This window comes from Streptomyces sp. NPDC055955, assembly GCF_042270245.1.
Lineage (GTDB): Bacteria > Actinomycetota > Actinomycetes > Streptomycetales > Streptomycetaceae > Streptomyces.
Genome location: NZ_JBHJYS010000002.1, coordinates 149,466 through 162,469 on the forward strand (window position 1 = coordinate 149,466; position 13,004 = coordinate 162,469).

The 13,004-nt window shown below is 70.8% G+C and carries 12 protein-coding genes; 5 read left to right on the top strand and 7 right to left on the bottom strand.

Annotated elements, in window-relative coordinates:
* The first annotated feature begins 55 nt into the window (after window positions 1–55).
* Window positions 56–985, top strand: a complete 930-nt coding sequence (locus ACFC96_RS03970) for a LysR family transcriptional regulator (protein WP_376254257.1) — start codon at window positions 56–58, stop codon at window positions 983–985.
* Window positions 986–1,076: 91 nt separating this feature from the next.
* Here ACFC96_RS03970 and ACFC96_RS03975 read toward each other — a convergent pair whose 3' ends face one another.
* The 3 genes from ACFC96_RS03975 to ACFC96_RS03985 all read right to left on the bottom strand — a co-directional run bounded on the left by ACFC96_RS03975 (window position 1,077) and on the right by ACFC96_RS03985 (window position 4,453).
* Complete coding sequence (locus ACFC96_RS03975) at window positions 1,077–1,538, bottom strand: GreA/GreB family elongation factor (protein ID WP_376254259.1); 462 nt, start codon at window positions 1,536–1,538, stop codon at window positions 1,077–1,079.
* A gap of 40 nt (window positions 1,539–1,578) precedes the next feature.
* The gene (locus ACFC96_RS03980) at window positions 1,579–1,854 is read right to left on the bottom strand and encodes a hypothetical protein (RefSeq protein ID WP_340457246.1); all 276 of its coding nucleotides are present in this window, start codon (window positions 1,852–1,854) and stop codon (window positions 1,579–1,581) included.
* A 61-nt stretch (window positions 1,855–1,915) separates the two neighbouring features.
* Window positions 1,916–4,453 carry an ATP-dependent Clp protease ATP-binding subunit gene (locus ACFC96_RS03985; protein ID WP_376610058.1) on the bottom strand — a complete coding sequence of 846 codons (2,538 nt, stop codon included), beginning with the start codon at window positions 4,451–4,453 and terminating at the stop codon, window positions 1,916–1,918.
* A gap of 376 nt (window positions 4,454–4,829) precedes the next feature.
* Between ACFC96_RS03985 and ACFC96_RS03990 the strand changes: the two genes are divergently transcribed.
* Complete coding sequence (locus tag ACFC96_RS03990; RefSeq protein ID WP_376610060.1) at window positions 4,830–5,150, top strand: Hsp20/alpha crystallin family protein; 321 nt, start codon at window positions 4,830–4,832, stop codon at window positions 5,148–5,150.
* Between the two features lie 235 nt (window positions 5,151–5,385).
* Here ACFC96_RS03990 and ACFC96_RS03995 read toward each other — a convergent pair whose 3' ends face one another.
* A complete protein-coding gene (locus tag ACFC96_RS03995) occupies window positions 5,386–6,018 on the bottom strand; it encodes a DUF1345 domain-containing protein (protein WP_340457249.1) in 633 nt (210 codons plus the stop codon).
* A gap of 186 nt (window positions 6,019–6,204) precedes the next feature.
* Between ACFC96_RS03995 and ACFC96_RS04000 the strand changes: the two genes are divergently transcribed.
* Entirely contained in the window at window positions 6,205–7,983 is a 1,779-nt protein-coding gene (locus tag ACFC96_RS04000; protein WP_376610062.1) for an FUSC family protein, read from the top strand.
* A gap of 51 nt (window positions 7,984–8,034) precedes the next feature.
* Window positions 8,035–8,418: a thioesterase family protein gene (locus ACFC96_RS04005; protein ID WP_376610064.1), complete on the top strand. Its 384-nt coding sequence runs from the start codon at window positions 8,035–8,037 to the stop codon at window positions 8,416–8,418.
* 93 nt (window positions 8,419–8,511) lie between these two features.
* On the opposite strand, the gene ACFC96_RS04010 is transcribed toward ACFC96_RS04005, so the two are convergent.
* The 3 genes from ACFC96_RS04010 to ACFC96_RS04020 all read right to left on the bottom strand — a co-directional run bounded on the left by ACFC96_RS04010 (window position 8,512) and on the right by ACFC96_RS04020 (window position 12,067).
* Window positions 8,512–9,090 (bottom strand): dihydrofolate reductase family protein, encoded by a 579-nt coding sequence (locus ACFC96_RS04010; protein ID WP_376610065.1) that lies wholly within the window; start codon window positions 9,088–9,090, stop codon window positions 8,512–8,514.
* A gap of 149 nt (window positions 9,091–9,239) precedes the next feature.
* Window positions 9,240–10,745 carry an APC family permease gene (locus ACFC96_RS04015; RefSeq protein WP_340457253.1) on the bottom strand — a complete coding sequence of 502 codons (1,506 nt, stop codon included), beginning with the start codon at window positions 10,743–10,745 and terminating at the stop codon, window positions 9,240–9,242.
* On the bottom strand, window positions 10,742–12,067 hold the full coding sequence (locus tag ACFC96_RS04020) for an amidohydrolase family protein (protein WP_376610067.1): 1,326 nt from the start codon (window positions 12,065–12,067) through the stop codon (window positions 10,742–10,744). The genes ACFC96_RS04015 and ACFC96_RS04020 overlap by 4 nt, the downstream gene beginning before the upstream one ends.
* A 217-nt stretch (window positions 12,068–12,284) precedes the next feature.
* On the opposite strand from ACFC96_RS04020, the gene ACFC96_RS04025 reads away from it, so the two are divergent.
* Window positions 12,285–12,986 (top strand): GntR family transcriptional regulator, encoded by a 702-nt coding sequence (locus tag ACFC96_RS04025; protein WP_376610069.1) that lies wholly within the window; start codon window positions 12,285–12,287, stop codon window positions 12,984–12,986.
* Window positions 12,987–13,004 lie beyond the last annotated feature (18 nt).

Consider the following 13,004-nt stretch of genomic DNA (forward strand, 5'->3'; position numbering starts at 1 on the left):
CGGCGGCGGGCGAGCCCGATTGGCTTTCCCCCGGGCCGTCGGGTAGACCCGTGGCGTGCTGTTTCGCCAACTCGAATACCTGCTGGCCCTCTCGCGGGAGCGCCACTTCGCCCGCGCCGCCCAAGCCTGTTACGTCTCCCAGCCCGCCCTCTCGGAGGCGATCCGCAAGCTGGAGGAGGAGCTGGACGTGCCGCTGGTCCGGCGCGGCCGCAAGTACGAGGGCCTCACGCCCGAGGGTGAGCGCATCGTGGTGTGGGCGCAGCGGATCCTGGCTGATCGCGACGCGCTCAAGGACGAGGTCGGCGCGCTGCGCACCGGGCTCAGCGGCCGGATCCGGATCGGCTCGGTCCCGACCGCGTCCGGCGCCGTCTCCCTGCTGACCGGCCCGTTCTGCGCGGAGCACCCGCTGGTGACCGTGGAGGTGATAGCGGATCTCCAGTCGCGGGACATCCTGAGGCAGCTGCAGAACTTCGAGATCGACGCCGGGATCACGTATCTGCACGAGGACCTCGCGGAGCACTTCCACACCGTCCCGCTGTACGAGGAGCGGTACGTGCTCCTGATCACGGCCGCCGATGCCCTGGCGCATCGGACGACGGCGACGTGGGCGGAGGCGTCTCGGCTGGCGTTGTGTCTGCTGACCGACTCCATGCAGGGACGCCGGGTGCTGGACGAGGTGTTCGCCGAGGCCGGGACCCGGCCGTCGCCCCGGGTCGAGACCGACTCGGTGGGCGCGCTGTTCGCCCATGTCAGGACGGGCCGGTGGGCGAGCGTCGTCCCGCACGCGTGGCTGCATGTCTTCGGCGTCCCGCACGGCATGCGGGCGGTGCCTCTCGTGGAGCCCGCCCGGACGGTGCCGGTCGGCCTGGTGGTCACGGCCCGCGAGCCGGGTTCGGTCATGGCCCGCGCGCTGGTGGAGGTCGCCCGACACACCGAGGTGGCCGCCGCGCTGGAGCGCCTCCCGGGAGATCCCGCGGTCCCCTAGGGCCTTCGTCCGGATCATGCCGGGCTCGCGGGTGCCGGCACCCGCCGTCTGGTCCGGCCTGATCCGGACGACAGGCCCTGGACGCGTCCGGCTACTCGCCGAGGGACACGACCGTGACCGTCGCCTGGCCGTCGGGCGCGTCGTAGCTGACGCTGTCGCCGGCCCGGTGTCCCAGCAGGGCGCTGCCGAGCGGGCTGTCGGCGGTGACCAGTGTCCGGTCGAGGACCGCCGCGCCCTCGCCGATCTGGACGGTCGCCACCGAGCCGTCCGCGTACCGCAGCTCGACCGTGCTGCCCACGCCGACCACGTCCGTGCTGGGCGCGCCCGCGTCGGCGGCCGTCCGCAGGCGCACCTTGATCTCGTCGATGCGCGCGTCGAGGCGGTCCACCTCGTCGGAACGGATCAACTCGTCGGCCTGGTCGGCGTGATCGCCCACCTCGGTGGTGTCCTGCAACGTGGCGGCGTCCGCGTTGCGTTCGGCCGTCACGTCGGCGAGTTCCTGCTCGAGTGCGCGGCGCTCGGCGGCGCTCATCGGTTCGGGCTCCCCGCTCATTCCTGCTCCCTTCGCCCGTCGTGGCCGGTGTGCGGGAAGGTCACCTGTCGTAGCGGGTCGGCGGGAAGGCGTCCCGCTGTGCCCGCGACATCTTGCCGCTCGGCATCGCGCCGCTGTCGACCTCGCGGTCGACCTCGTTCTGGATCGCCTCGTACTGCTTCGCGGGCCGCTCGGGCTTCTTCACCCGCAGTCCGACGCCCCGCAGGTCCTCCTGGGTGCGCCTTTCGAGTGCATCCACGTCGGGGCGCAGGGGCATGCCCCGTCGGTCGTCGGGGTTGCCCTCGACGGCTCGGTTGGACTTGTGGTGATGGACCATGTGTCCTCCTTGGTTCAGACGCCGTCAGGCGCGCCCGACCGGATCAGGTGTCGGGGGTCCGTCACGCCTCGGCCGCGGGCGGTTCCTCCGCGGCGCCTTCGGCCTTCGCGTCCTTTGCGACGTCGTCCTTGCGCACGGTGCAGTGGATGGTGTCGTTCTTCACGTCCGCGACGATGGTGTCGCCGGGCTCCGCGTCACCGCTCAGCAGGATCGACGCGATCCGGTTGTCGAGTTCGGCCTGGATCGTGCGCCGCAGCGGACGCGCGCCGAACTCCGGCTGGTGGCCATGGGCGACGAGAAGCTTCTTGGCCGCCTCGGTGACGTCCAGGGTCATGCCCTGGCCGAGCACCCGGCGCTTGCTCTGGTCCAGGAGGTGGTCCACGATCTGCGACAGGTCGTCCTCGGTGAGGCCGTGGAAGATGATGATGTCGTCGATGCGGTTGAGGAACTCGGGCAGGAACCGGCCCTGCAGGTCCTCCATCAGATCGCCCTTGATCTCGGACACGTCGCCGTGGTGCGCGAGGATCCGGTGGGCGCCGATGTTCGACGTCATGATGATGACGCAGTGGCGGAAGTCGACCGTGCGGCCCTGGCCGTCGGTGAGACGTCCGTCGTCGAGGATCTGGAGCAGGGTGTTGAAGACGTCGGGGTGTGCCTTCTCCACCTCGTCGAACAGCACGACGCTGTACGGCTGTCGGCGGACCTTCTCGGTGAGCTGGCCGGCCTCCTCGTATCCGACGTATCCGGGAGGGGCGCCGACGAGGCGGGCGACGGTGTGCTTCTCCTGGAACTCGCTCATGTCGAAGCGGATCATGTGATCCTCGTCGCCGAAGAGCAACTCGGCCAGGGTCTTGGCGAGTTCGGTCTTACCGACACCGGTGGGGCCCAGGAAGAGGAAGGAACCCACGGGGCGGTTGGGGTCGCCCATGCCCGCGCGGTTGCGCCGCACGGCCTCGGAGACCGCGGTGACCGCCTCGTTCTGGCCGACGATCCTCGAGTGCATCTCCGCCTCGAGGTTGAGGAGCTTCTCCTTCTCGCTCGCGGTGAGCTGGGAGACGGGGATGCCGGTGCGGCGGGAGACGACGTCGGCGATGTCCGCCTCGGTGACCGAGACGACGCCCTCGCGCCGCTCCTCGATGCCCGCGAGTTCGCCCTCCAGTTCGGCGATCTGCCGCTTGAACTCCGACGCCTTCTCGAAGTCCTCACCGGCCACGGCCTCCTGCTGCTCGCGCCGCAGCTTGGCGATGCGGTCCTCGCGGCTGACGACCTCGGTGGAGCGCCCGGCGCTGCGCAGCCGCACGCGCGCGCCTGCCTGGTCCATCAGGTCGATGGCCTTGTCCGGCAGGAACCGGTCGCTGATGTAGCGGTCGGAGAGCTCGGCGGCCGCAGCCAGGGCGCCGTCGGCGAAGCGGACCTGGTGGTGGGCCTCGTAGGCGTCGCGCAGCCCCTCCAGGATCTGCACGGTCTGCTCGACGGTCGGCTCCGGAATCAGTACCGGCTGGAAGCGGCGCTCCAGCGCCGCGTCCTTCTCGATGTGCTTGCGGTACTCGTCGATGGTCGTCGCGCCCACGAGCTGCAGCTCACCACGCGCGAGGGCGGGCTTCAGCATGTTGCCCGCGTCCATGGCTCCCTCACCGGTCGCTCCCGCGCCCACGACGGTGTGCAGCTCGTCGATGAACAGGATGATGCTGCCGCCGGCGTCCTGGACGTCCTCGATGACCTTCTTCAGGCGCTCCTCGAACTGGCCGCGGTACTGCGCGCCGGCCACCATGCCGGAGAGGTCGAGGGAGACAACTCGCTTGTCCTTGAGGGTTTCCGGGACTTCGCCCGCCACGATGCGCTGGGCCAGACCCTCCACGATGGCGGTCTTTCCGACGCCGGGCTCTCCGATGAGTACGGGGTTGTTCTTGGAGCGCCGCGAGAGGATCTCGACGGTCTGCTCGATCTCGTCCGCCCGCCCCACGACCGGGTCGAGCATCCCGGCCTTCGCGTCCTCCGTCAGGTCCCGGCCGTACTCGTCGAGGGTCGTCGCCGGCTTCTTGGCCTCCGCGGCTCCCTCCGAGCGGGACGTCTGGTCGGCGAGGCTCTCCAGTCGGTCCGGGCTGAAGCCCTGCGCGCGCAGCAGTCGGGCGGCGCCGCTGTCGGAGTCGCTCAGGAGCGCCGCGAGGATGTGCTCGGGGCCTATGTACGAGGCCCCGGCAGCCTGCGAGTGCGAGTAGGCGGCCTGGAGCGTGCGCTTGGCCGCCGGGGTGAGTCCGGGCTCGGCCGACGGCTGGCCCGACTCCTGCGGCAGGACCGCGGCGACCTCCTTCGACAGCCCGTCGGGGTCCACTCCGATCTGGGAGAGCAGTTTCCGGGTCGGTTCGATCTTCGTGGTCGCCCAGAGCAGGTGCTCGGTGTCGAGATCGGAGGTGCCGTCCTCGATCGCTTTCCGAGCGGCGAGACCGAGGAGTTCCTGCGACGAATCCGTCAACAGCCTTCCGATCGGCACGCGTTGGACCGCCGGCGGTGAGGAAGCGGGTGACATTCCGAAGAACCGGTTGAACAAGTCGCTGAAGGGATCGGACGAGCCGAACCCTGAACCGAAGGACATCGACATGCCAGCTCCTGATACCGATAGAGATTGGTTCAACTCAAGCGCGATGTCAGCTGGGCCGCAACAGCAGCTGGAATCGGCGCCCCTGAGCGCCGATTCCAGTCGGTCAAGGGAATGCGACCCAATGGCGTGGGCGTATTTGCGGGCGGGAGGCCCGGGACGCAGGCTGTCGTCAGGGAATCCGGCGGGTGAGCGCCGCGAGAGTCGACGGAGTCGGAGAGCAATCATGGATGAACGCGCAGACGTCACGCGGTCGCATCAGGCCCGAACTGCCTGGTGGGCCGGGGCCGATCCGGCTTCGGAGCTCCAGCACCTGTGGGGCGAGGTGAGCCGTCTCCTGGAGCGCTCTTCGCAGCCCGCAGGCCCTTCGCAGCACTGGATGCCCGTGGTGGAGGAAGCCGACTCGGGGGTCGCGTACGTGGTGCGCGCGGAACTGCCCGGTGTCCGTCGTGAGCGCGTGAACGTGGAAGTGGACGGCAGGGAACTGCACATCTCCGGTTCCGTCGAGGAATCAGCGGACGGAAATGCTCTGCGCCGCCGGTCAGGGACCTTTTCCTACGGAGTCCGTGTTCCCGGCGATGTCGACATCGATCGTATCCAGGCCGATATGGCGGACGGCGTTCTGACGCTGCGCCTCCCGAAGACCGCCGCGGTGACGCGGCGAACGATCGAAATCCGCGCCGAAGGCAACGCCGAATAGAGGCTGCGCGACGCCCCGCCCTTCTCAGTGTCCCCCTGCCCGGCCCGGGCGTCCTGTCGGCGGGGACGTGCCCTGTCGGCGCGGACGTTCCGCGATCAGGGCCCGCCGCGGCGCGCGCGGCGCGCCGGGCCCGGCTGCTGACCCTGCCGTCCCTGCCACCGCCGATCCGCGGTCACACCGGCCACACGGCTCCACGGCCACACGGCTCCACGGCTCCACGGCTCCACGGCCGATGTCAGCCGGTGACGATTCCTGTGACGAGGTTGATGGTCGTGGCGAGGATGCTGGTGCCGAACACGTAGGACAGCAGTGAGTGCCGCAGCACCACCGAACGGATCGTCGAGGTCGAGACGTTGGTGTCGGACACCTGATAGGTCATGCCGAGGTTGTAGCTGAAGTAGAGGAAGTCGCGGTACGCGGGCGGGTCGTCGTTGTTGAAGTCGATCCCGCCGGAGGCCGTGTAGTACAGGTACGCGTAGCGCGTGGCGTACATGAGGTGGAGCGCCGCCCACGCCATGAACACGCCGCCCAGCGCGACGGCCGCCGCGGCGTGGCCGCTTTCGGATTTGCCGAGCAGGAGCAGCAGGACGGTGGCGACCAGGCCGCACAGAGCGACGCCGACGATCACGAGCTCGTCGGTGACGGGCTGGAAGTCCTCACGTCGGACATTGGCGCGGGTGGCTCTGGCATCCATCGGCCACAGCACCGCCCAGCCCGCCAGTACGAAGACCAGTTCGGTCGCGGCGATTCCGGAGAGAACACCCAGCGCAGCGTTGTTCGTCACCGCGACGATCGCCCCGACCACGGCACCGGCAACCACCGAGCCACCGAGCCGGGGAACCGCGGACAGGGGCAGCCATCTGCTCATGGATCAGCACACTAGTCCTCCCGCCACCGGCCAGCCTGGCGACGCCCGCTGCGGGGACAGAGACTGGATGCAGCTCGATGTGGCTCGACTCGGCCGCAGCAGCCCGGCACGCCCCGGCTCGACTCGGCTCGGCTCAGCCGCGTGCAGATCAGAAACCACACTCGAAGCCGGTGGTATATACCGGACATGTCTCCTTCCCGCCGTCCACTCCCCACCGTGACCAGGCACGGTTGGCGGCCTGCCGTGGTCAGCGCGGTGCGCCTGCTCTCCCCGCGCGGCTCCCTGGCGCTCCAGCGGGCGGACGGGGCACTTCTCTTCGCCGTACGCGGCGCCTTGGCGATGGCGCTGGTGGCACTGCCGGTGGCGATCGCGGGTCGTCCCGACCTCTCCGTGTACGCCATGCTGGGCGCCTTCACGACGACGTTCGGACGCAACCTGCCGTACCCGCGCCGTGCTCGCGTTCTCGCGCTGGTGGCGGTGGCCATGACGGCGTGCGTGGGCTGCGGGTCCGCACTCGCCGCCTGGGTCCGCCCGGAAGCCGGGGGCTGGGGCGCCGCGGTCGTGGTCACGGCGACGGCCCTGGTCGCCGGTCTCGCGAAGCTGGCGTGCGACGCGACCCGGTTGGGCGGGCTCGGCGCGGTGCTGCTGTTGTTCTCCTTCGCGGTGGCGGCCAACGGCTCGCCCACCACCGCCGACATTCTCCCGCACACCGGGCTCGCCGCGGCCGGAGCCGCGGTCGCGTGGACACTCGCGGTGTTCGGCTGGCTCGTGCACCCGGACCGGCCGCAGAGATTCGCCGTCGCCAGGGCCCTGCGTGAGCTCGCGGGACTGCTGACCGGGCCCGGAGGACCGGGTGGAGACGCACGGCAGGCGCGGCACCGCACGACCGTCGCGGTGCTCCAGGCGTACCACTCCCTCGGCCTCGTGCCTCCGACGCGCGCGCACCAGGCAGGCCGGGGCGGAGTCTTCGTGCACCTCACCGACCTGTCCTGGTCACTGCTGATCGACTCGGCGCGCCGGCCGCCTGCCGACCCCGCCGCGACGGCGGAGCAGCTGCTGCGGCAGGCTCGCGTCCTCACCGAGCGGCGCCGGCGCACGCCGGCACTTCTGCCCGAGCTGCCCTTCCCGTCTCCGGCGGCGCAGGGCGGCGAGGACCCGCCCATCACGTCCATGGCCCCCGCCACCGGACCGGGCCAACCCGTCGCCTGGCGCGCCACCGAACTCCTCATGGGGCGACGCGCCGGCGGCCCCGAACACCGCGCCGTCCTCGCCGTGCCCGCGGCACGGATGGTCCTGGGCACGGGGATCGCGGGCGGGCTGGCCGTGGCTCTGGGGCTCGAGCACAGCTACTGGGCGTCGATCTCCGCCGCCGCCGTCCTGCACTCCATCAATCTGCGCACCACGGCGCAGCGAGCCGTCCAGCGCACTCTCGGCACGATCATCGGCCTGCTCATCGCCCTGGGCGTGCTGGCCACGGACCCGGAGCCGGTGGCGCTGGCCTGCGTGATCGTGCTCCTCGAATTCCTCCTCGAGTACTTCGTCCCGCGCAACTACGGCCTCGGCGTCGTCTTCCTCACGCCGCTGGCCCTCCTGATGTCTGACCTGGCCGCGCCCACTCCTGCCGGGGAACTCGTCGCCTACCGCGTGCTGGGAAGCGTGCTCGGCATCGTCGTCGGGCTCGGCTGCGCGCTTCTGATCGTCCACGACCATGCCGCGCTGCGCGTCGAGCGCGCGCTGACCGCCTGCACCCAGGCATCCGATCACGCGGAACGGTCACTGGCCGCAGAATCGGGACCCCCACCCCCGGAGGTCCAGGTCCAACTGGTGCTCGCGGTGGTCGAGCTGCGTGATGCCGACAACGCCGCCGCGGGAGAACTGTGGCCGGCGGGGATCGATCCCGCCGAGCTCGCCGCCGCCGAGCAACGTGCCTACCTCCTGCTGGAACACCTCCATCACCAGCGCTGACGACCGACGTCCGACGCGCGCGGGGCTGCTGCCCGGGGCTAGCGTGGTGTGATGCGCCATGAGGTGTGCGACGCCCATACCGCGATGGCGGTGGGAAGCGGTGACCTGCCCGTTCTCGCCACCCCGTGGCTGATCGCGTGGATGGAGGCGGCCACCGTGCGGGCCGCCGCGCCCTTCACGACGCCGGGCCGCACGACGGTCGGAACCGGTGTGCGCGTCAGGCACCTGCGTGCCACACGGGTGGGTGCCTGGGTCGACGTCCTCGCGGAACCGCCCGCAGATGCGGAAGGCCGGCGGCTCACCTTCCACGTACGGGCCGTCGACAGCACGGGCGAGCTGGTCGCGACGGGCGAGATCGACCGGGCGATCGTCGACCGGCAACGCTTCCTCGCTCGGGCGTCCGCACCGGGGAACGGCGCGAGAGGAATGTCATGACGCCGAACTCGCCGTCGGCGTCGAGCACGTCCATCAGGGAAGGCGCTCACGCTCACCCTGACTGATCCCGCAGCCCTGGGCTCACCTCCCGAACTACCGGCGGACCTTGTAGCGGAGGTGCAGTACGCGGTCGCCCTGGATCACCACGTGGGGGTCCTCGAGGAGAAGCTGGGCGTCGACGGGGCCGAAGTACCGCTTGCCGGAGCCGAAGACCACGGGCACGACGTCCATGGCCACCTCGTCCACCACCCCCAGGGCGAGTGCCTGCCCGCCCACCTCGCCGGCGGCCACGGCGACGGTGCGGTCCCCCGCGAGCTCCCTGGCCTTGGCGACCGCCCGCGCCACGTCGTCCACGAAGTGGTACGACGCCTCGGGGTGCCAGCCCTCGGGCTTCGGCCGGTGGGACACGACGACCACGTGCTCCCCCGCCGGCGGCGCTCCCTCCCAGCCGTTGGTGATGTCGAACAGGTGCCGTCCGATGACCATCGCCCCGATGCCCGCCCACATCGGCCGGACGTACTCCGCCGAGACCTCGGACACCGACACCCTGTCGTTCACGCCGATCTCGACGTCGCCGTTCGCGTACCAGGCGAAAAGTGGGCCGACCTGATCCTCCGGGTCGGCGATGAAGCCGTCCACGGAAACGACGTTGTGCATCACTACGGTGCCCATCACTACTCCCAGGTGTTCCGACATGAGCCGCGGTGACTTCCGGCCTTCGTCCATACATAGACCGAGCACGCCCCCGGGACTCATCGCCCGACGGACGAGGTGCGCGGGCGGCCGCACCGTCCGCGCACCTCGCCGCCGGGAGCCGGGGCTCAGTCCCTCTCGACGTCGATGTTGGTCAGCCGGGCGTAGCGCTGCGGGTCCCGGCTCCGGATGCGCAGGGCGATGCAGATGCCTGCCGCGAGGACCACGGGCAGGGGTGCCAGGAGGACGGTGTTCACCGTCCCCGACGCGCCCGTCAGAAGGTCGAAGTGGAGGACCGCCAAGACGGTGAGGAGCGCGAGACCGGCGAACGCGATCAGCGGGGACCAGACCACCCGGGCGGCCGACATGCCCCGCCGGTCCCGGCGGAAGAAGGCCCATACGGCGAGGGCCGCCAGGGCCTGCATGAGCATGATGCCGAGGACGGCGATGCTGTTGGTCCAGATCAGGACCTGGGAGAACGGGTCGGCGGCCAGCACCGCGCCGACGACGATCACCAAGAGGTTGAAGACGGTCTGCGCGCTCACGGCGGTGCCCGGAGAGCCGTGCCGGGCGGAGACGACGCCCAGTCGTCGCGGCAGGAGTCCTTCGCGTCCGAGGGCGTAGAGGTAGCGCGCGGCGGCGTTGTGGAAGGCGAGGGTGGCGGCGAAGGCGCTGACGATGACAAGGGCGTGCATGGTGTCGGCCAGCCAGGCACCCACGTACAACTCGCCCGCCTTGAAGGTGAGTTCGGGGCCGGCCGCGGCGCGAGCCATGGCCACCGCCTTGTCCGTGCCGAACGCGCCCATGATGAGCCACGCGCCGACGGAATAGAACAGGGCGAGGAACCCGATGGCGATGAAGGTGGCGCGCGGGACGGTGCGGCTCGGTTCGCGTGCCTCCTCCGCGTAGATGGCGGTGGCCTCGAAGCCGGTGAAGGCGCCGATCACGATGACGAACATGCCCGCGATCCCGCCGGTGGCGAGCGTGCTCGGGTCGAAGGAGTGCGCGTCGAGCGCTGCCGTGCCCCGGTGGCCGAGAATGCCGCCGTCCATGATGAGCAGGGTCAGCACTTCGAGGATCAGCGCGACGCCGAGCACCTTGGCGCTGAGGGTGACGCGCAGCCAGCCGAGCACGCCGACGGCGAGGACGCAGACACCGGAGAGCACCCACCAGGGGATGTCGGCTCCGGTGGCGTCGTGCACCGACCCGGCCGCGAAGTAGCCGAAGGCCGCCGCGACTCCGGGCGTGATGAGGTTGTACGACACGACGGCGACGTAGGCGATTCCGACGCCGAGGGTGCGGCCGAGGCCGCGGGCCACGTAGGCGTAGAAGGCGCCGGCGTTGCGGACGTACAGGCTCATGGCCGTGAAGCCCGCGGCGAAGAGGACGAGCAGTGCTCCTGAGATCAGGTAGCCGAGCGGGGCGCCGGGGCCGCCGATGGCGATGGCGATGGGCGCCACGCCGGCGAGCACGGTGAGCGGCGCGGCGGCTGCCACGACGAAGAAGACGAGGTCGAAGGTGCCGATCTGTCCGGAGGAGAGACCGCCGCCGGTGTCCTGCCCGGCCTCGCCCGGTTGTTCAGGTCTGTCGGCGACTTTGACGGTGGACTCGGCTCTGGACTGCTGGATGCTCATCGCTCCCCCTGTGGGGCAGGGGCGTCGCCGCCCGTTACGGAAAGGGCGGGGAATTCCGGGAAGTCGGTCTCGGGCGCGGGTCCCACGACCCGTCCGCCGTGCAGGACCAGGAGGCGTCGCGGGTGGGCCGCGACCGCTTCCGGTACACCGCGCGCCGCGATCACGACGAGGTCCGCCCGGCAGCCGGGGGCGAGACCGTAGCCGGTGAGGCCGAGCGCCGCGGCAGCCTCGTCGGTGATCATCGAGGCCGCGTGGCGTAGTTCAGGGTCGGTCATCAGGTCACCCTGGAGGCCGATGACGGTGGCGCGTTCGAGCATGTCGGCGGTGCCGTAGGGCCACCAGGTGTCACGGATGTTGTCCGAGCCGGCGAACACACGGACGCCGTGGTCGCGCAGGCGCAGCACGGGCGGCATGGAGTGGCGGGGACCGTTGGTCATGATCGCCACCCCGGCCGAGGCCAGGGCGGTGGCGGTGCGGTCGAGTTCCGTGGCGTCGACCTCCCCGAGGGCGTAGGCGTGGCTGACGGTGACGGTGCCGCCGAGGCCGAGCGCCGCCGTGCGCTGCGCGATGTGCCGCAGCTGCCGGGTGCCGGTCACGCCTCCGTCGTGCAGGTGGATGTCGATGCCCGCGCCGTGGCGCTCGGCCAGCCCGAAGACGATGTCGAGCTGGCCGTCCACGTCTTCGTCGAAGCCCGCCGGATCGAGGCCGCCGATCAGGTCGGCGCCCTCCGAGAGTGCCGCGTCCAGGAGATCGGCGACACCGGGCGCGGTGACGACGCCGCTCTGCGGGAACGCGACGATCTGGATGCCCAGCCGGTCGCGGAACTTCTCCCGCACCTCGACCAGCGCGTGCAGGCCGTCCAGGCGCACGTCCGGGTCGATGTCGACGTGCGACCGCACATGACCGGTGCCGAGGGACACCATGCGGTGTGCCAGGGCCGTGGCCCGGTCGGCCACCGGTACGCCCGCGACGGCGCGCAGGGCCCGTTCGTTCGCTATGTGTTCGCGCAGAGTGGCCGAGGTGGGGTGTGGCTGCCAGGGCGCACCGAGCAGCGTCTTGTCCAGGTGAGCGTGCCCGTCGACGAGCGCGGGCAGGACGAGAGCGCCTCCGAGGTCGATGCTGCCGGGACCGGCTGTGGGCCTTCGGCCGCTGTCGAGCCCCCGGCCGGTGTCGAGCCGGTCGGCCTTGTCGGGCTGGTCGACCAAAGCCGTGACCCGGCCGTCCGCGAGGTGGATGTCGGCACGTCGGCCATCGGGCAGCGTGGCGTTCCTGAGGACCTCGGGGGCGAGCGGGATAGACGGGGTGTCGGCGGGATGCGACACGACTTCCTCCAACTGTTTCGTTCGGTGCCCGGCACGACTGACCAACCGGTCACGCATCCGGCGGAACGCTGCTGGTGAGCGGCGGGCAACGACAAGCTAGCTGGTATACCAAATACCAGGCAATGGTCTGTGGGATCTTGTTTCCGCGGTCTGCGATGATCAGGAGCACCCCCGGGTGCGGCCACGGCCGCGCCCGCTCGCCACCGAAGAGGACTCGATGACCACCCGCGCTGACCGCCGCCCCACGATCGGTGAGACCCACCAGTCCCTGAGAGAACGGGTCTACGTGGAACTCCGCGAGCGGATCATCGAGGGGACGTTCCCGGCGGGCATGCGACTGGTGGAACGCGAACTGGCGGACCAGCTGGGTGTCTCCCGCATCCCCTTGAGGGAAGCCATGCAGCGGCTCGAGCAGGAGGGGTTCCTGACCGTGCAGGCCAGGCGCGGCTCCGTGGTCACCGACTTCGGCGCGCAGGACGCGACGTACCTCTTCGACGTCCGTGAGAACCTCGAAGGCCTGGCGGCGGGACTCGCCGCGCGCCATGCCACGACCGTCCAACTGCGCACGATGGAACGCCTGTTGGCGCGCAGCCGCAAGTCCTCCGACGCGGGGCGGCTGCGCCAGGCCGTGGCCCACAACGCGGACTTCCACCAGCAGATCGTCGAGGCGTCGGGCAATCCGCTCCTCCAGGAACTGATGGCGCCCCTCGACGCGCGGCTGCGCCGGCTCTTCCGCCTGACCTCCGATCTCAATGACGGCGATCCGATGTGCGGGGAGCACGAGCGTCTGTACGAGGCGATCCACGACCGTGACGCGGCCCGCGCGGAGGAACTGGCCCGACAGCACGTGGCCGGCACCCGCGACTCGGCTCTGCGCTACTTCTCCGACGCGGCGACGCAGGTCTGCGGCGAGGGCTGAACGACAAAGTGCGCCGGG

Bases quoted from the DNA above. Each gene is read 5' to 3' on its own strand.
- ACFC96_RS03995 (WP_340457249.1), bottom strand. From the start codon at position 6,018: ATGAGCAGATGGCTGCCCCTGTCCGCGGTTCCCCGGCTCGGTGGCTCG.
- ACFC96_RS03980 (WP_340457246.1), bottom strand. From the start codon at position 1,854: ATGGTCCATCACCACAAGTCCAACCGAGCCGTCGAGGGCAACCCCGAC.
- ACFC96_RS04005 (WP_376610064.1), top strand. From the start codon at position 8,035: ATGCGCCATGAGGTGTGCGACGCCCATACCGCGATGGCGGTGGGAAGC.
- ACFC96_RS04025 (WP_376610069.1), top strand. From the start codon at position 12,285: ATGACCACCCGCGCTGACCGCCGCCCCACGATCGGTGAGACCCACCAG.
- ACFC96_RS03990 (WP_376610060.1), top strand. From the start codon at position 4,830: ATGCCCGTGGTGGAGGAAGCCGACTCGGGGGTCGCGTACGTGGTGCGC.
- ACFC96_RS04015 (WP_340457253.1), bottom strand. From the start codon at position 10,745: ATGAGCATCCAGCAGTCCAGAGCCGAGTCCACCGTCAAAGTCGCCGAC.
- ACFC96_RS03985 (WP_376610058.1), bottom strand. From the start codon at position 4,453: ATGTCGATGTCCTTCGGTTCAGGGTTCGGCTCGTCCGATCCCTTCAGC.
- ACFC96_RS03975 (WP_376254259.1), bottom strand. From the start codon at position 1,538: ATGAGCGGGGAGCCCGAACCGATGAGCGCCGCCGAGCGCCGCGCACTC.
- ACFC96_RS04010 (WP_376610065.1), bottom strand. From the start codon at position 9,090: ATGGGCACCGTAGTGATGCACAACGTCGTTTCCGTGGACGGCTTCATC.
- ACFC96_RS04000 (WP_376610062.1), top strand. From the start codon at position 6,205: ATGTCTCCTTCCCGCCGTCCACTCCCCACCGTGACCAGGCACGGTTGG.